The organism is Afipia dichlorophenoxyacetatis (assembly GCF_055386385.1).
Genome location: NZ_AP029250.1, coordinates 1,176,520 through 1,194,188, shown reverse-complemented (window position 1 = coordinate 1,194,188; position 17,669 = coordinate 1,176,520). Strand labels below are relative to the sequence as shown.

12 protein-coding genes and 1 tRNA gene are annotated in these 17,669 nt (G+C 54.8%); 7 read left to right on the top strand and 6 right to left on the bottom strand.

The annotated features are described in order from the left end of the window. Positions 1–156: 156 nt before the first annotated feature. The 3 genes from ACZ5C3_RS05555 to ACZ5C3_RS05545 form a co-directional block, all read right to left on the bottom strand. Positions 157–1,707, bottom strand: a complete 1,551-nt coding sequence (locus ACZ5C3_RS05555; RefSeq protein ID WP_464038264.1) for a dihydrolipoyl dehydrogenase family protein — start codon at positions 1,705–1,707, stop codon at positions 157–159. A gap of 75 nt (positions 1,708–1,782) precedes the next feature. Next, positions 1,783–2,346, bottom strand: coding sequence for a YkgB family protein (locus ACZ5C3_RS05550; protein WP_464035897.1), 564 nt, complete (start codon positions 2,344–2,346; stop codon positions 1,783–1,785). 61 nt (positions 2,347–2,407) lie between these two features. Next, positions 2,408–3,451 carry a LysR family transcriptional regulator gene (locus tag ACZ5C3_RS05545; protein ID WP_464035896.1) on the bottom strand — a complete coding sequence of 348 codons (1,044 nt, stop codon included), beginning with the start codon at positions 3,449–3,451 and terminating at the stop codon, positions 2,408–2,410. A gap of 412 nt (positions 3,452–3,863) precedes the next feature. Here ACZ5C3_RS05545 and ACZ5C3_RS05540 point away from each other — a divergent pair, with 412 nt between their 5' ends. Then, entirely contained in the window at positions 3,864–4,556 is a 693-nt protein-coding gene (locus ACZ5C3_RS05540) for a response regulator transcription factor (protein WP_464035895.1), read from the top strand. Positions 4,557–4,632: 76 nt separating this feature from the next. Here ACZ5C3_RS05540 and ACZ5C3_RS05535 read toward each other — a convergent pair whose 3' ends face one another. Further along, positions 4,633–5,046: a response regulator transcription factor gene (locus ACZ5C3_RS05535; protein ID WP_464035893.1), complete on the bottom strand. Its 414-nt coding sequence runs from the start codon at positions 5,044–5,046 to the stop codon at positions 4,633–4,635. Between the two features lie 358 nt (positions 5,047–5,404). Then, the gene (locus ACZ5C3_RS05530; RefSeq protein WP_464044590.1) at positions 5,405–10,858 is read right to left on the bottom strand and encodes an AAA family ATPase; all 5,454 of its coding nucleotides are present in this window, start codon (positions 10,856–10,858) and stop codon (positions 5,405–5,407) included. Positions 10,859–11,517: 659 nt separating this feature from the next. Between ACZ5C3_RS05530 and ACZ5C3_RS05525 the strand changes: the two genes are divergently transcribed. The 5 genes from ACZ5C3_RS05525 to ACZ5C3_RS05505 all read left to right on the top strand — a co-directional run bounded on the left by ACZ5C3_RS05525 (position 11,518) and on the right by ACZ5C3_RS05505 (position 16,174). After that, positions 11,518–12,438, top strand: a complete 921-nt coding sequence (locus tag ACZ5C3_RS05525; protein WP_464044589.1) for an MBL fold metallo-hydrolase — start codon at positions 11,518–11,520, stop codon at positions 12,436–12,438. An 896-nt stretch (positions 12,439–13,334) separates the two neighbouring features. Further along, on the top strand, positions 13,335–13,631 hold the full coding sequence (locus tag ACZ5C3_RS05520) for a putative quinol monooxygenase (protein WP_464035884.1): 297 nt from the start codon (positions 13,335–13,337) through the stop codon (positions 13,629–13,631). Positions 13,632–13,735: 104 nt separating this feature from the next. Next, positions 13,736–14,461 carry an alpha/beta fold hydrolase gene (locus tag ACZ5C3_RS05515; RefSeq protein ID WP_464035882.1) on the top strand — a complete coding sequence of 242 codons (726 nt, stop codon included), beginning with the start codon at positions 13,736–13,738 and terminating at the stop codon, positions 14,459–14,461. Between the two features lie 321 nt (positions 14,462–14,782). Further along, on the top strand, positions 14,783–15,493 hold the full coding sequence (locus ACZ5C3_RS05510) for an SDR family NAD(P)-dependent oxidoreductase (protein ID WP_464035880.1): 711 nt from the start codon (positions 14,783–14,785) through the stop codon (positions 15,491–15,493). Between the two features lie 357 nt (positions 15,494–15,850). Beyond that, a complete protein-coding gene (locus ACZ5C3_RS05505) occupies positions 15,851–16,174 on the top strand; it encodes a hypothetical protein (RefSeq protein WP_464035878.1) in 324 nt (107 codons plus the stop codon). A gap of 343 nt (positions 16,175–16,517) precedes the next feature. Here the strand turns inward: ACZ5C3_RS05505 and ACZ5C3_RS05500 are convergent. Continuing rightward, a tRNA-Pro gene (locus ACZ5C3_RS05500) sits at positions 16,518–16,594 on the bottom strand. 93 nt (positions 16,595–16,687) lie between these two features. Here ACZ5C3_RS05500 and ACZ5C3_RS05495 point away from each other — a divergent pair. Further along, on the top strand, positions 16,688–17,668 hold the full coding sequence (locus ACZ5C3_RS05495; RefSeq protein ID WP_464035877.1) for an L-threonylcarbamoyladenylate synthase: 981 nt from the start codon (positions 16,688–16,690) through the stop codon (positions 17,666–17,668). The last annotated feature ends 1 nt before the right edge of the window (position 17,669 follow it).

Below are 17,669 nucleotides of genomic sequence, written 5' to 3'. Positions count from 1 at the left end.
ACTCAATAAAGGGGAATGGGCCCGTACGTTCGCCGGTGGCAGGGCGGGATGCAGCGAACGTCAGGAGCCGGCGTATTTTTTTTGCGCCGCGGGCCCTACTCCCGAAAACGATAAATGTATCAGCGCCGGCGTCGAAGGCGCTGCCAAAGCCTACGCTCAGCGAGGGGAGACATTGCCCAGGAGTTGCCCAAGGCCTTCAGCAATCGTCAGATGAGCAAACGGCGCGTCGCGTAGCTGAGTATAGGGTAAGCCCGCGAGCATAGCGGTTTGTATTACAGCCATAACCTCACCCGCTTCCGAGCCAATCATCGAAAAGCCCAAAATCCGATCATCCGTCGTCCTGACGAGGATCTTCATAAATCCTTGAGTTTCATCGGTAGCCTCAGTCCTAAGCACGTTGTGCATAGGCAGCTTGGCCACACGGACCGGAATCTCGAGCCGCCGCGCTTCATCTTCCGAGACGCCAACGCGAGCCAAAGGTGGGTCGGTAAACATCACGTATGGAATGACGCGCTCATCGGTACGTCGCTTGCCGCCGACCATGTTGTCTCGAACGATCCTGAAGTCATCCACCGACACGTGCGTAAATTGCGGGCTGCCTGCGCATTCGCCAATGGCCCATACGTCAGCAGCGGTTGTTTTCAGGTGTTCGTCCACTTGGATAAAGCCGCGAGCATCCAGCTCAATACCTGTCTTTTCAAGACCGATATCAGACGTATTCGCCACCCGTCCGACAGCGACGAGCAGATCGCTGCCATCGATCTTGCGCTTACCGTCAGCATCTTCAATCGCCACGGTCACTGCATCGCCGGATAAGCCGCTGACATTTATGGGGCGCGCACCGACAACGACGTCAATGCCCTCCGCTTCGAGCAGCAGCCGCATTTCCTCGGCCACGTCCGCATCCTCGCGGCCCATTAGCTGTCGCCCAGGCTCAACGATTGTCACGCGGCTACCAAAACGTCGGAAAGCTTGAGCCATCTCTATTCCGATGTAACCGCCGCCCAAGACGATGAGATGAGTGGGCAGATAATCAAGCTCAAGAGCCTCGATGTGCGTTAGAGCACGAACGCTTTCGAGTCCGGGAATGGTCGGGATCGCGGCATGGGAGCCAACGTTGATCACGACCTCACGGCCGACAATCACACGGGTACCTCCCTCATTAAGCGAAATCTCGATCGTCCGCAGGTCAACGAAACGCCCGCTACCCATGATCAATTCGGCGCCGCTGGTCCGATAAGCCTCCAGGTGCGCTTCAATTTCTCGGTCAATCATATCTTGCTTACGGCTCCGAACCTTCCGCATATCGGTGTGGTGCGGTCCGATGACGGCTCCGAAATGAGAAGCGTTGTTAACCAGATGTGCGATCCGCGCGCTCCACAGTTCATTTTTTGAAGGTAGGCAAGCTACCGCGGGGCACGACCCACCCACCCAACGCCGCTCAACAACCGCAACCTTCTTGCCTTTCTTGGCGAGATGCCATGCGAGCAATTTCCCGCCTTGGCCGCTTCCGAGTACCACGACATCGTATTGTTCTGGGCTTGACATGAATCTCTCTTTCTTATGTGCCAATGACGTTCTAGGTGTTGAGCAGAAGACACGCCGAGTGCGTCCGCTGATCGCAAACGGCTCGATGGACTTCTCAGAACTGGCTGGAATGGCTGCACCAAACTCCGCACAGTGCCGACGATCTGTCTCGGCGAGCACCAAGGCGAGCGCTTGCGCTAACCGATATAGGAACGCAGTGGCGCAGCAGTCTTAATTGCTTCGACGAGTGCAGATCTAGCGCTGGTCTAACGGTCTGACCAAGGACTTCAGATCAAGCTGCCCCATTTGAGCGACGGCGCTTGGCGCATCATAAAGGAGACGAACCAAATCCTGCTTCAGGAGATAGACCGATACCGCGAGCAACACGACATCCTTCATGAGAAACGGAACGTTTCCTGTCATCGCCGGAAATCCGCCAGCCGAGGTGTCCCAACCATCCGGCATAAATGGGATAATCGTTACCGTCGCAATAAAAGTTCCGGTTGACCCGAGCGCCCCGAGAGCTCCGAGCGATTTGCTCCAAAAGCCTGCAAACAGCAGACTACAGATGGTCCACTCCGAGACTCCAAGAAACCAGCTGGCGCCTTGATGTCCGAAAGCCGGATACAGCCACCAGATTAAGGGGCCGTTGCTAATAAAGGGATCCAAGCGATCCGCCTCATACGCCCACCACTTCTGATAACCAAAGAAGAAGAACAGGATGATCATCGACACTCGAATAAGACGATAGTCGAGATCACTGTTCAGCAACCCGGAGGTCCACAAGCTTCTTTTGAATTTACTCAGGACACTATTCATTGTTTCCACCTTGTCACTGACTGTCTGCGATGTTCATTTGCAAAGATGCAGGTCGCAATATTTATGAGGGAACAGCAGCTGACTTGCACAATCCGCTGATGCTTGTCGGAGAGAAGTGGTTTCGCCCATGACGATCCTCATCACGGTTGAGCATCGTTCGATCCACACTTTGATGCTGGAATCGCACTGCTTTGATGAATGCGCTTACCGCCGGCGTGTAACGGCGGCCTGCCGCAGCAAGAAGCTCGACGCTCCAATGAACAGGATCACCTTGGATTGGCCTGGTATTTAATGTTTTCGAAAAAGAGGCGTGGGAAGACGTGACTGTTATTCCAAGCCCCGCCTCTATCATGTGCTGCAGATAGCCGTCGTGGGAACTGCGATGAGCAACGATCGGAGCCAAGCCATCATTGCGCATAACCTCGAACAGCTTAGTAGTGAACTCACAACCCGCCTTCTGCAGCCACGTTGCGTCAGCGAGTACCGAAAGAGGAATCGATTGCATTCGGCTAAGCGGATCAGTGCACCTGAGAAGCACCACAAGATGATCCTCATATAACTTCCACCTGTCTATTCTTTCAGGTGCTTTACCGATGTTTGTTCCTATCGCGACATCTATCTGGCCTTTGAGCAGCAGATCGAACAGATCACAAGTCTCGCTCTCGACAAATTCGACCTGCAATCCTGGCACAAGGCGCACAACGTTCGCGAGCATGCCCACAATTTCTGGGCCTGGTAGCCAAGGTGTTAGCCCGAGCCTGAGAGAGGCATAGCGTCCGATCTGATGCTCATGCACGAGAGTATTCACGGAATCAGCCGCGGCGATCAGTTGCTCCAAGGCAGGGAGTACGCGCCTTCCAATATCGGTAAGATGCATGTACTGCCGCTCTCGAAAAATCAGCTCATTTCCAATTTCGCGTTCGAGCTTCTGAATAGCCTTTGATAGCGCAGGCTGACTAATACCGAACTCTTCCGCAGCGCGGGTAAAGTTGAGATGACGTGACAGGGCCACGAAGTATCTGACTTGGTTTAACTCCACCAAACCGCCCCCTACCCCTCGCGCAACTTCGAAGAAGCGCTGGACAACTCTGGGCTGACTAGCCATTACCAGTTGGTAGGAATAGAGTCGCCCGACACTCAGCGAGTGCGTGGGATGAGCTTAGGATACCGGCCCGCGACTTAAAATTATTCGGGAGATGGATACAACCATACGGCGGTATAAGTTGGATCGGCTCTATGCATCAGACCGACGTTCAATGAGAAGGCAGACATGCTTGCCAAGTCGATAAGAAGCGATAAAAAACGCACGAACTACGAAACACAAAGCTCCCATAGGCAAGGTGAGCATTCAGCCGCTTTCCGGAGATTACTAGACTGCCAGATCGACAAGCGGAGGCGTGCGCTCGCGGTTTTAAGGAGCACTCGTGCGCCTCTAGCTGACGATTGATTGATGCGAATAGAGACTTCGCAGCGAAAATGGCTCTCTCAAGGATTTTATCGCGCAGGTAGAATTATCCATGGTCAGAAAATACCGTGACGCCACGATCGACACGGAGAAGAATAAGTCCGACCGGACGTCAAACCCGGACGATGCCGTGCACTTTGTGCATATCGTCGACGATGATCAAGCCGTGCGCAGCTCGCTTGGAGACCTACTGGAGTCCATGAAGTATAGCGTCCGCTTATATAGCTCCGCTTCCGAGTTTTTAAGCGCCGCGTTACCAGATGGACCGGGATGTCTCGTATTGGATGTTCGTTTACCCGACACCAGCGGCCTCGAGCTTCAAGAATACCTGAGAAAAGCTGAACTTCCGATGCCCATCATTCTTATGACGGGTTTCGGCGACATTCCCATGTCTGTCAAATCGATGAAGTTGGGAGCAGTAGACTTTTTAACCAAACCAATACGCCACCAAGACTTACTCGATGCCATCAGCGCCGCAATAAAATTGGACAAAGAGCGACGACGGGGCGTCCTGCGACTTGCCAACCTCCGGGAAAAATACGAGCTCTTAACGACTCGTGAAAAGCAGGTGCTAGCTTTGGTAGCATCCGGCCTTATGAACAAGCAGATTGCGAATAAGCTCGCCATCCAGGAGATAACGGTCAAAATACATCGCAGCAGCATGATGCGAAAGTTGGAAACAAAGTCCGTCGCGACCCTTGCAAAAATCGCCGCAGATCTAAACGTCGATCTTACCGAAGTGTAATTGCGAGACCGGCATTACGGTCGACCTCGGATACGACAAACTCTCGAGATAGTTTAACCAGCTGCGCAATCACCTCTCAAGATTCCGAGAAAACAGCCTCTACTTTCTCCAACAGCGCTCTGGTTTCAAACGGCTTTCTGAGTACACAGAGCGCCCCTGACGACATCGCACTGTTGTCCAACTCGTCATTCGGCAACGCGGTCAGCAGGATTACTCCGATTGCAACCCCTTCAGCACGAAGCTTTCGTAGAAGATCTATTCCACTCATGCAGGGCATGTGGACATCAACGATAATACACCCGAACTTTAAAAGGTCTTTCGATTCCAAGAACGTTTTTGCCGATTCATAGCACTCGGCATCGTATCCAGCCGCTCGCATGAGATCGACAACGGAGGAGCATACTGCTTCGTCGTCATCGATGATGGCTACACCACGATTTGCCACTGAACAAATCCATTCAGATGCCCCAACATTTGTCGCGCTCGCCATTCTGCGCACCGCTTGTAGCCCCCAGCCGATCCTAGTTGGAACCTCAATCATTTACTCAGCGACAATTCTTCGAAAATGATCAACGATCTAAAGCGCAAGATCACGACGCGACTGAGTCTTTTTATCGAACACGGCGACCGCTCAGGGCGGCAATTGGGTTCTCCGGATCAGTCTTAACGGTTGCCCGATCCTACAGCCGAGCTAAAGGCGGGCAAGTTATGGAAAGCCAAACCATCCGCGCATATGCAAACTCCCTCGAACCTACGCAGCTCAGCCTGCGAAAACCGGCGCAGTATTTCGCGCGCCTCTCCGCGGTAAGCAATAACCATGATCGCTATCGAATAGATAATGCAGACGATTATATGCCGTCACCTTCAGCGGGGATGGTGAACTCAAAAATGGCACCACATGGTTCGTTTGATTTAACCCGCAAGTGACCGCCATGCATATCAACGATAGAACGGCAGATCGCCAGCCCGACTCCAAGTCCATTAGGCTTAGTAGAAGAGAAAGCTTCGAAGAGATTCTCTAACTTCGACGCCGAGAGACCAACTCCAACATCCTCCACGGCAACCCTTACAATACCCGGAGACCCCTCCTCTGTGATCAGCCGAAGATTTCGAGGCCGGCCTGCCACCTCTGCCATCGCTTCAATCCCGTTCAGCATAAGATTCATAACGACCTGCTGAAGTTGTATTGGGTCTCCAACTATCGCCGGCAACCCAAAAGCCAACTGCTGCGTCAGTTGAACGTGTTGACGACGTACCTCACTATGAAGCAGCGATACTGTCTCCTGAATTACTGAATTTATATCCAGCGGGATCCGACGCGACGAAGACTTTCTCGCCATCTGACGGATGCTCTCGATTATGCCGCTGGCGCGACTGGCATAATCTTCGATTAATGTGACCGCGTTGGTCGCCCTGCTGATATCGGGAGGACTATATGCGAGCCAGCTTTGGGCAGCAGTCGCTCTAGCAGCGATCGCTGTTAACGGTTGGCGGACCTCGTGAGCAATTAGACTAGTCAGTTCACCAATAGCGGTTAGCCTCGACGCTCGCGCGAGGTCCGCCTGGGCCGCCTGTAGGTTTTCCTGCGAACGTCGCTGCTCAGTCACGTCGACCGTTGTGCCGACATAACTCCTGGGCATTCCATTCTCGTTGGATGGACGCCCGACCATATGCATATAGCGAACGCCATCGGACCGTTTGAGGCGGTATTCGCATGCAAATGCGTCGCCATTTTTAAGGGCGGAACGGATGCAGTGGCGAACGCTAGCCCTATCCTCGGGATAGACGTGACGAAACGCACGACGCATAAGCGATAGCCGTGCCGAGTTGGGATCGAGACCGAAAAGTCTATAGTGTTCAAGCGACCAAATTGTCTCCCTGTTGGCTTCGTTCCAGCTCCAGCTTCCCGTGCGGCTAATACTTTGTCCTTCTATCAAAAACGCTTCATTTCGCTGTAAGTCAGCATAGAGCCGCGCGTTTTCCAATGATGTGGCTGCTTGCGCCGCCAGAAGGCCCAACATAGCTTTTCGTTGAGGGGCAAATGCTCTGACAGCGACGTGATTTTCAAGGTAAAGTACGCCAATCAACTTTGTCTGAGTGATGATCGGTAGACAGTGAAGAGAAACCTGTCGTCGTTCTTGCAGATATGAGTCGGCCGATAGAATATGCTCGTTTTCGGCCTCACCTGAACTGAGGCTTCCTCGTGTTCGCACTACGTAGTTCAACACGGATACCGGGTACGCGATGTCGCGATGACCCGCCTCCTTTACGCTGACCTCAACACCATCCACGCTTACGCTAGCCTCCGCGACGGCACACGGAACCTTGTTCCTCATTAAGAATAGTACTCCGCGCTCCGCTGCCGCATGCTCGATCACGACCTGCATTAACTTGCGAATTAAGCTGTCGAGCTCGATTTCCTGCGACAGTGCATGGGAGGCTCTAAAAAGGGCATTGATGTCAAGCTGATGCCACGGCACATCGGAGCCGCCAGGCAAACCGGATATAGAATACGGCGACGAAAGATGAGGATTCTCCACTTCCAGCTGTCGCGCCTTTGCGACGGCGCCCCACCGCAGATAGCAGTCGCGCGCATCCGTTAAGTAAGCGTGAGAGACTGTGCGAATGTTTCGCGCTGCGTAAAACCGAGCAGCGCGCTCCGCAGCGACCGCTTCGATTTGCACGAAACCGTCATCCCGAGCCAACTGAATAGCTTCTTCATAGTGCTGCTCTGCTTCCAGCGCACGCCGTTCAACACGAGCAATTTCAGCGGCAAGAAGTGCAATACGGGCTGCGAAGTTCGCTCGATTGCGAGAACAGCGATTTTTGATCTCACTATGATGTTGACGAAGGCCTCCGATATGAGCGTCGCGAAGTTCCGGAGCACAAGTATCCGATACGGCCGCGTGAGCAAGAGCCGTATAGAATCGATATTCAATGACGTCTGGATACGCTCGGATACTTTTGAACGGCACCTCCGCGGCTAGCTCCAAGGCCGCCTCATTACGTCCGGCGATAACATTTAGTTGTATGCGTGCAAGATAATGAAAGCAGAGGTTTTGGGGCGGAGCGCTTTTCAAGTCCGCAAGCGGGCTTAGGTTCGGTATACAGGCGCTATTGTCCCGATCGCCCTCCATTAACGCGATCGCGAAATCTCTCTGTGTCGCCAGACTCGATGCGTTAAGGCGAAAACCCCAGGCATCGGAAAATATCACTCCTTCCCCCGCCTCCTTGGAGATTTCTCTCAGCCCATCGCCACTAAAAAGACGAGAAGATGCCAATGCATGATGGGAATAGCTCGCCCAGTTGAGCTCTCCCGTCGCGAATGCAATTTCGATGGCGCGACGTATAAGCGGCAGCCCCGTTCTGCTTGATTGGATCCACGGAATTACGTAATGGCCATATGCGAGGTGTGCGCGTCCACTCCACTTGGATTGCTGCCATCGATCGGCCAGGGAGATTCCAAAGCGCGCTAATCGAACCCCCAGTTCTGGGTCTGAGTAACGAATATTCAAGACGCTGAACGAACACGTCACCGGATAGCACAGCTCCGGGCAAACACCGTGCAGCAACGTGAGCCTAGTAGCCGCTAGGATTACGATGTTCGATAGATTCAAATCCGTAAGAAGAGCGGGTGTGACTAAATCGGCTAAAACCGCGGCAGTTGCTAGGTGTATTGGCTCAGTCAGGGGCGGCAAATTTTGAAGTTTATCGTCAGATAATGTCTGCGCCAGTTCCTTCAAATGTTCGCCTTCTCTATCCACCTCCGCGTCTGTTGGGTGCGAATTCCAGTCGATTCCGACGAGACGTAGAAATTCAAGACCAACATCAATCGCGCTCTCGGTACGGCCGCGCACCGTATATACGTTTGCTCGCAGCCTAGTGACATCCCCACTAGTTTGAATATCCGGACAGCTCTCCGAGAGAGCCAACAATTGCCTTTCCGCCTCGTCAAGCTCCCCAACCAAGAATTCGCATTCCGCCCTAAGCAAGGCGAGATCAAAGGCGATTCTACTACAGCTGGGATCTGACTGGTCGCCAAGCAGATTGCTCGCAACTCCGAGGTAAAAAAGGGCGGCATCATAGGCGGCCGCCCCACGCGCATATCGTCCTGCAGAGAGATTGACGTCTACAATCGTCTTTCGTTCACTCTCATATTTAACGGCGCTGCGCCCGCGATTGAGCTGGTTCGCAGTAATGTAGATTTTATCGTTTCCATCGTCAGAAGCAATATGGGCTGCGAGAGCCAACCCAATCTGGAGATGCAAATTTGCCCTCTTCCCATCCGGCCCAAATTCGTAGGCAGCCTCCTGAATGCGATCGTGAACGAAGGCAAAAGACTTCGCACGGCGTACGATAAGGCTAGCGCGGAGGGCCGGCTGAAGGTGCTCGCTGACTTCGTGCAGAGAGCGCCTGGAAGAAATCGCGAGCATATCGAGAGTGGCAGACGCTCCGAGGCAGGCCAACACTTGCAACATCTCACGTGTGCCTCTGGGCAATACGTTAACCTGCAGCGCCGTTAAGTCTGCGATATTATCCGTGAGGCTTTTCTCGCGAATACGGGCGATGTTCCAATCCCAAACGCGTGTCGAGCGATCGAATTTGAGATAGCCTTCCTCATTCAGGGCTTTAAAAAATTGAATGACAAAGAAAGGATTTCCGCCCGTTTTCATATGAATCAAGTTCGCGAGCCCACGAACTCGAACGACGTTACACTGCAACGTCTCAGCGACCATGATAGCGATATCTTCTGGGAGCAGTGGCTGAAGATCGAGGTCTTCTATGTCGACGCCTGCGCTTCGAAGAGCGTTCAGCTGGGAGATAAGCGGAGCCAGGATGTCGATTTCATTTGTTCGGTAAGCTCCCACAAGCAACAGATTTGAAACATCCCGCCGGGTGATTAAATCGCCGATTAGATCGAGCGTCGCCGCGTCTATCCACTGCAGATCATCAAAAAATAAAACTAGCGGACGGCGAGGATTGGCAAATGTCTGGACCAGCCGCCGAAAAACAATGCGGATCCGATTGAGGCGATCTCCGGGGGTCAACTCAACAGGCGGATAATCCCCACCTATTAAGAGCTCGAATGAAGGAAGAAGCTCAATTACAAGTCGGCCATTGAGTCCCACGGCCTCGATCAGCGCTTTCCGCCAGCTCGCAACCGTCGCCTCATCGTAAGTGAGTATTTGACGTATCAGCGATCTAAATATTTGGGCCAGCGCTGCGTAAGGAATGTCCTGCATCTGGACGTGAAACTTGCCAGCGGCCATCAAGGCGTCTTCAAAGCGAAGACCGACCTGGAATTCCCGAACAAGTGCTGACTTCCCCACGCCGGAAGGTCCAGCGATCATCGCAACGGCAGTTTGGCCGCTTTCCCTGACACGAAGGAATGCTTTGTCCAGAGTGTCGCTTTGAAGGGCGCGGCCGTAAAGCTTGCGTGGAATTTGGATTGCCGCAACAGAATCATATCGGCCGAGATCGAAATCCCTAACTTGCCGATCAACTCGCCATTGTAAGAGGCATTCCTCCAGGTCGGCAGCAAGGCCATCTGCAGACTGGTACCTGTCCGCCGGTTCCTTCGAAAGGAGCTTGAGCAAAATGCGTGAAATCGGCGCAGGTAGATCGTTTGCGCGCTCGGTCGGCGGGAAAGGTGATCGAGCGAGATGACAGTGAATCCATTCCTCGGGAGACGAGGCAAAAAATGGCAAAGCTGCGGTAAGGAATTCGTATAAAGTCACTCCGAGTGAGTAGAGATCGCTTCGACAATCAACGCGCCTATTAAATCGCCCCGTCTGCTCTGGCGCAATGTAAGGCAGCGCGCCGGCGATATATCCAAGGGACGCTTCTTGTTGGGTTTGATGAACGGCATAGCCGAGTCCAATCAAGCGCGCGTCATAACCAGGAGTAATTAGAATATTTGTTGGCCTTATGTCGCGATGGATCCATCCGTGGCGATGAAGCCTACCGATAGTTTTGCTCAAGCTTACCGCAATCCGAAGTCGTGCATCCAAGTCGATTGCCTTGCCTACCATTTCGGCCAGGAGACAACCGCCCGGATCGTGATGCACGAGCATCATGCTGTCTTTATGCGGGACCAATTCAATCGGCAGTACGGCACAAGCCGCTCCCAAATCGACGGCGAGAGCATGAGAATTTTTGAGCTTGTGAAAACAGTGTATCGAAGGCTGTCGCGCGACAAGTGCCAGGAACGAGTCTTCACCCTCTCGTTTGTAAGCTCGATAGAGGATGAATGTTTCGTCCGCCCCCAAGCGCTCTACTTCGCATTTGGTGAGGTCGATCATCGACAAGACGTCCGCTCAAAGTCAAGGCCATCCCATTCGGCCATTAATCGCGACACGACAAGTATCCGGATTACAATTCGATTGGTGCTAAGGCTGAGATTCTCAACGAGAACAAGCCCGGGCAATCATATCGATTGGCGCCTGTTACATAAAGAGCATAGCAATCAAAACGTCCTTAGCACGGCCAAGCACAGTTCCAACCTCAACGGACGTAATGCAGCTACCACGTAACATCCATAAGATCACCAATGGCGGTGATTGCGCCACGCGATCGGTTATGGTTTCGATGCAGTTTTGCTTTTGTGGTGAAACCACGCTGGAAGATGGATACCCTCGGTTCGCTTCGTCCCGGAAGCAACCCGTTACAGCTCGGTCGCTTTCCCCGTCCAATCGAGTCGACCGAGCTGTTTCGGGTACATGAGGGAGACTGCGAGCGCTATGAGTATGCAGCGAGCATCGACGCTACGCCTCCTGCACGATCGCGTCAAACTCATGCCGGACATGTACTGTGACCAGAAATTGCCACTCACAGTGAAAGCGATCGGCGAAACGGAGTATTCAGGCGGCCCGAAGTTCTACTGCCTCGATGAGACACGAGTAGACACAGTAGTTGAAGGCAAGAAGAAACAACCTGTGGGTTCCTTTAAGGAGATATCAAGATGACAACGCAAGATAGCGAGCACGAAGCAACACCTCCTTGGGATGCCGCACAGGTGAACCTCACATCGAAAGAGCTGGCGCCCGGAGTATTCGCGGTTATGCCGGACGACGTGTTGACGAAAGATCATGTCGCTACCACGGCCGGCTTCGTAATTGGCGAGCGGGGCGTTCTCGTCGTCGAGTCAATGCTGAACGGCGAACTCGCCTCTCAACTTATCGGCCTGGTACGCCGTGCGACGACGAAGCCGATCCGCTTCCTCGTCAACACGAGCTATCACGGCGACCATGCTTATGGAAACTATCTGTTCCCCGACAGCACCGTGCTGATCCAGCATCCAGCGACCAAACGCTATATGGAAGAGAATTTTGAGGATGATCGCAGTTTCATGATCGGCCTCATGGGCAGAGGAAAGGGCATCGAGCGCGTGCAAGCACGGGCCGCCGATATCACGGTTCCTGACATGATTAGTGTCGATCTCGGCGGTCGCATTGTCGAAGTCCGTCACTTTGGTTTTGCGCAGACACCAGGCGATCTCGTCATATGGGAGCCAGAAGCAAAAGTTCTTTGGGTTGGCAACATGATTCAAGCTCCGTCACCCGCCCTCCCTTGGCTTCTCGAAGGCCGTCATAAAGAGACAATTGCAACCCTCACCCGCGTACGCGACTTTCTCCCCGAAGACGCCACGATCATCCCCGGCCATGGTCGGCCAATGCGTCCTGCTGATATCGATTTCCCGCTTCGCTATCTTCGCGACTTAGATAGCGCGGTGCGCAAAGCGATTGAAGAAGGGCGATCGGTCGAGGCTACACTTGAGGCCGTCGCTATGGCCAACTATGGCGAGTACAGCTTATTCGATTGGGCGCACAACACCGTCAATGTACCCGCCGCCTACCATCACTTACATAGTCACGGCGGCTAGTAAGAGGTTAAGCCTAAGCTCCTCGGCCAGACGCTACATAACCGAGACGGCTACTGAAACTAGCATTCCCTTTAATTCGCTGGCTCTGGGACGCTATCCTAGCACATACGGGAGAATCATGACTTATCGAATCCCCGATGCTGCAGTGGCTTTATCGCTCATACTGCAAGCGTTGAGTCTGCTTGATCGGCCGGAGCACTCAAGGACCGTGTTGCATCTTCAAGATGCCATTGAGGAACTATCGCCCAAACGCCAAACGGCTGTGAGCGCAAAAGTACCGGCGTGACCGAAGTCACGCCGGCCGCTGCATCAGGTCCATGACCATGTCAGCCGCCTACGGCGGACACTCGTACGACTTCTGGGAGGCCATGACTTCACCGGCGGCGGTCGCTTAAGTAACCACTGGGAAGTCGATGACGAAGGTCGCCACGGCAATCGCCAAGCTGATGTCGACCAATTGCTGATCGGTGTAGCGGCGGCTCTGACGGTCGAGAATTCTTTGGCGCCGATAGTGCTGCTCGTCGTCGCCAGCTTATCGACGAAACGAACCGAACGAGTTGTCACCCGAGAAGCAGCGCCAGCTCGACAACGTTTTCCGCGCGCGCATCGCAATCGCCCTTATTATTGGTGTTTTTATAAAAACGCATATTCTTATCGAAAAGATAATTTCTTGTTATGATGCCAAAAGCACGACCATTCTGGTAGCTGGTTTCGTTAGAAACGCTTCTGTTGCTGACTAAAATCGATTTTATCAAAGCTGAAAATTTCGAAGTAATTTTTTATTGAGTTGCGATTTTATAAAAATGCATCCTCATATGTAGATGATTTTACTATTAGCAAAGTGCCTGTTGGCTGACTGAGTGCATCGGTCAGCTGTCAATGAAAGGATAAATCGGATGGTGAAGTTCGGCTTCTATGTTGAGTTGAATGCTAGGCCAGGCAAGGAAGCTGAGGTCGAAGCCTTCCTGAAACAGGGCGCTGTGATGGCGAAGGACGAGCCTGGGATCGTGGGCTGGTATGCCGTCAAAGAAGAAGAACCAGGGTTGTACGGCATCGTCGATACCTTCGCAGACGAAGTCGGGCGCGACGAGCACTTGAAGGGCGACCTCGCAAAAGCGCTGTTCGGAAGAGCGGACGAGCTGTTCTCCAAAGCTCCCAAGGTTCATCGCCTTCATGTGATCGCACAGAAGTAGGCACCGTTCGCGGCTCTTTATGGAAGCTGATGATCGTGGGCGGAATGGCTTGACGAACACATCAGCGCGCCACTGCCCGTGTAACCCTCTTAAAGGGAATCGAGATGAATCACGAATCACCTAAGCCCACTATCGTGCTTGTGCACGGGGCCTTCGAGGACGCGTCGATCTGGAATGGAGTGATTGAGAGGCTTCAGCGCGACGGCTTCCCGGTCATCGCTTTCGGCAACCCCCTTCTCGGTCCGGCGATCGACACCGCGTATCTGCGCAGTCTGTTGGGCAAGATTCATGGGCCCGTGATCCTGGCGGCTCATTCTTATGGCGGCGCCGTCATCACGCAGGCCGGCGACGACCCCAAGGTCAAAGGCCTTGTCTACGCGGCCTCTATCATGCCCGCGGTCGGCGAGGCTGCAACCCATTTACTCGAGCGATATCCCGGCAGCACGTTTCCCACGTCCGTCGAGCCGACGACGTATACCCTGCCCGACGGAACTACAGGCACTTATCTCCTCTACCAGCCGGACAAGTTCCACAGCAACGTCGCCGCCGATGTGCCCGCGAGTGTGGCAGCCCTGATGCTCGCTGGCCAACGCCCCATGAACTTGGCGGCCCTTACCGAGCCTGTGACGTCGGCGGCGTGGGCGAGCAAGCCGAGCTGGCAAGTCAGGACCTTGCAAGATCGCGCCATTCCGGTCGACGAATACGAGTTCGAAGCTGATCGCGCCCACTCCACCGTAATTGAGGTCAACGCTTCGCACGCCGTCACCGTCTCTAACCCGGACCTCGTGGCGGATGTGATCAAGCAGGCCGCTCTCGCAGCCGCGAGGTAACAGCGGTCTGTTGAGCGGTGATTTCCGCGCTGCTGTGACTGATCCGCACAGCCGCTTTCGGATTGCTGTTGCAGCATTGTCTACAGACCGTCGCTGATCCGGAAGCGGCTTGCGCGTCAGCAGTAGGGCGCCGCATTTTCTAGATGCTGTTGGCGTCGTGTTTAGTGTGATCCGAGGAGGAGACGACACAATGACGCAGCCCACTTAGGGCGATCACTATGGCGACGACGGCCTGTTCGATCGGGCGCATAATCCCCAAACGCGCCCGCCTATCGCCACTTACAAGAATTGGGTCGCGGAGTATCCCTAGGAGGAGTAGACATGGCAGCGGGCGAGATAGCGATTGTCTTTGGAGTTGGACCAGGCTTGGGCTGGGCGCTGGCACAGCGCTTTATGAACGAGAACATGCAGGTCGGCGCAGTTGCTCGCGACGGAGCGAAGCTGAACTCCATGATCGAGTCTGGAGGTTGCAATGGCGTCAAGCCCTATGCCGCTGACGTTTCGAATAGCGAAGACGTCCTCCGTGTTTTCGATAGTGTAGACCGCGATCTTGGAACGCCCGACCTCGTCGTGTTCAACGCGGGTGCTTTTCAGAAGGACAACGTTCTCGATATCGATCCCGCCGACTTCGAGCGCTGCTGGCGCATTGGCTGTCTTGGAGGGTTTCTTGTCGGTCAGGCGGCTGCGCGGCGGATGGCAAAGCGAGGACATGGCACGATCATCTTCACGGGTGCAACTGCTGCCCTGCGCGGCAGTGCAGGCTTTGCCAACTTAGCGGTTCCGAAGTTCGGCTTGCGTGCGCTCTCCCAGAGTATGGCCCGTGAGCTGGGGCCCCAAGGCGTACACGTCGGCTTCGTGATCATCGATGGGCAAATCGAAGCCGAGCGCTATCGGCATCTTGCCGAGCAGCGCGGCGAGGATTCTCTACTAGCACCGGATGCGATCGCTGAACTCTATCTGCAACTGCATCGACAGCCGCGCAGCGCGTGGTCCCACGAGATCGACGTTCGTCCGTGGTCGGAAAAGTTCTAGCCGATGTAGCTGCGCGATGAGTGAGGGCATTTGTCGGCGACCGGCGAACAACGAGGATTAGTAGCGCCGCTCTTGCACCGCTAGATTGGCGATTCCCTCCGAGATAAAGAGCCTCATAACATATCCCCGACGCTGGTCGAAGGAACCAGCGATAGGTGATCATTGGACGGCGAGCCTTATTGGTGTCTCGCGAATCCACTCCATCGCTGTTAGACACGAGGTTGGAGGCAACCTTCGTTATAGAGCTGTTCGACTCGCTCCGGATCTACCGGACCGAATGTCGACGAGCCATTCGGAAAGAAGTCTGCCCGGTGTGGTCTCGCCCTTGGGCGAATAAACTTGCGGGAGTAGCTCTTAGTGAGAGGGTTACAGGAAGGGGAAATTAAGCAGGAGCTTCAAAACGGCGGCCACCTGCGTAACGTCCTTATCATCACCAAGACGATTGCGGGCGTAGCCGAACATTTGGCTTATGTTCGGCCTAGTTGGCGACGCGAGTTTTTGCCACTGCGGACCTGGGGCGACAAGGAAGATCGGTCCTACAAGGATTTGGATCGGCTGCTCGCTCTTCTCCGCGATGACTTCGGTTACCGCGGCTTCATCGGGCTCTACATGGACGGCGACCCCGATCTTGACCGCTATCGCGCGCTCTCTGATAACGACGAAGCTGACGACAAGAAGTAGCCGTGGCCCGACGAGACTTTCCGCTGCTGACGCGTGAACGAATCTGCGATTGTCGCGCGGACAACTCGAATACTACAAGTGCCAGCACACAATAACAGCGTGGCCGATGACGTTCGGTGCCGTCACTCTGAGCACCCCTGAAAGGCCGGAGCTGCGGGCGGACACAAACCCGAACGCTGCGTCGCGGGCTTCAAGATCTCATCGCTCAGTACCGCGTAGAGATCAGCTCGGTGCCTAACGTTTTCGAAAATCGGCCAATTCGGCTCAAACGTGGCGATTGTTATAGCATCGTAATCGTTTCGTTGCGCAGAAATGGCCGAAACCAGCTAACCTATTGAAATCATGGTCGGAGTGGCAGGATTCGAACCTGCGACCCCTGCGTCCCGAACGCAGTGCTCTACCGGGCTGAGCCACACTCCGACATGGGTGGCCGGTATAGCGTCGGCTCCCGCAAATCGCAAGAAGCGGTATAAGGATCAAACGAGTAAAAGTCTTCCGGCGCAAAGTCCCCAGATGAAACCCAGCCAGACCACGACGATTCTCCCCGCAGATGGCACCGCGGCAGACAGCGCTGCGGAATGCCTCGCCGGCGGCGGGCTGATCGCGTTCCCCACTGAAACGGTCTACGGCCTGGGCGCAGACGCAACCAACGCGCGTGCGGTCGCCCGCCTGTATGCGGCCAAAGGCCGGCCGTCGTTTAATCCGCTGATCGCCCATGTCGGTGACCTCAACGCGGCGCGGCACATCGCCCGGTTCGACGCGCGAAGCCTGCGCCTGGCAGAGGCCTTCTGGCCGGGACCCCTCACACTGGTTCTGCCGAAGGCTCCTGGCTGCCAAGTCTCCGACCTTGCGACCGCGGGACTGGAGACCGTTGCCGTGCGTGTGCCGGCTCATCCGGTGGCGCATGACATTCTCCGCGCATTCGGCCAACCGGTCGTAGCACCCTCAGCCAATATTTCAGGGCACGTTTCGCCCACCACTGCCGCGCACGTCTTTAGCGATCTGGCTGGGCGCATCGATCTGATCATTGATGGCGGCCCGGTCTCTGTTGGCGTCGAATCCACCATCGTCGGCTGTTTTGAGACACCGATTTTGCTGCGGCCGGGTGGCCTGCCGCGTGAGGACATCGAGCGTGTGCTTGGTGAACCGCTTGCCCGCGTCACCGAAGAAACTCAGGCCACCGAAGCGAGCCCGTTGGCGCCGGGTATGCTGGCCTCGCACTATGCGCCGCGAACGGCGGTGCGCCTGAATGCAAAGCACCTGGAGCCCGATGAGGCGCTGCTGGCATTCGGTCCCCACGAGATTTCCGGAGGCGCAGCAGCCATGAATTTGTCCCCAACGGGCGATCTCGTAGAAGCCGCGGCGAACCTTTTCAGTTATCTTCGCGCGCTCGACACCAAAGGAGCCCGCGCCATCGCCGTGATGCCGGTTCCGGACGAGGGACTTGGAGAAGCGATCAACGATCGGCTGCGCCGTGCAGCCGTTCCAACCTAAT

Coding starts and splice junctions, on each gene's coding strand:
- ACZ5C3_RS05550 (WP_464035897.1), bottom strand. CDS start 2,346: ATGAATAGTGTCCTGAGTAAATTCAAAAGAAGCTTGTGGACCTCCGGG.
- ACZ5C3_RS05545 (WP_464035896.1), bottom strand. CDS start 3,451: ATGGCTAGTCAGCCCAGAGTTGTCCAGCGCTTCTTCGAAGTTGCGCGA.
- ACZ5C3_RS05540 (WP_464035895.1), top strand. CDS start 3,864: ATGGTCAGAAAATACCGTGACGCCACGATCGACACGGAGAAGAATAAG.
- ACZ5C3_RS05535 (WP_464035893.1), bottom strand. CDS start 5,046: ATGGCGAGCGCGACAAATGTTGGGGCATCTGAATGGATTTGTTCAGTG.
- ACZ5C3_RS05530 (WP_464044590.1), bottom strand. CDS start 10,858: ATGATCGACCTCACCAAATGCGAAGTAGAGCGCTTGGGGGCGGACGAA.
- ACZ5C3_RS05525 (WP_464044589.1), top strand. CDS start 11,518: ATGACAACGCAAGATAGCGAGCACGAAGCAACACCTCCTTGGGATGCC.
- ACZ5C3_RS05520 (WP_464035884.1), top strand. CDS start 13,335: ATGGTGAAGTTCGGCTTCTATGTTGAGTTGAATGCTAGGCCAGGCAAG.
- ACZ5C3_RS05515 (WP_464035882.1), top strand. CDS start 13,736: ATGAATCACGAATCACCTAAGCCCACTATCGTGCTTGTGCACGGGGCC.
- ACZ5C3_RS05510 (WP_464035880.1), top strand. CDS start 14,783: ATGGCAGCGGGCGAGATAGCGATTGTCTTTGGAGTTGGACCAGGCTTG.
- ACZ5C3_RS05495 (WP_464035877.1), top strand. CDS start 16,688: ATGAAACCCAGCCAGACCACGACGATTCTCCCCGCAGATGGCACCGCG.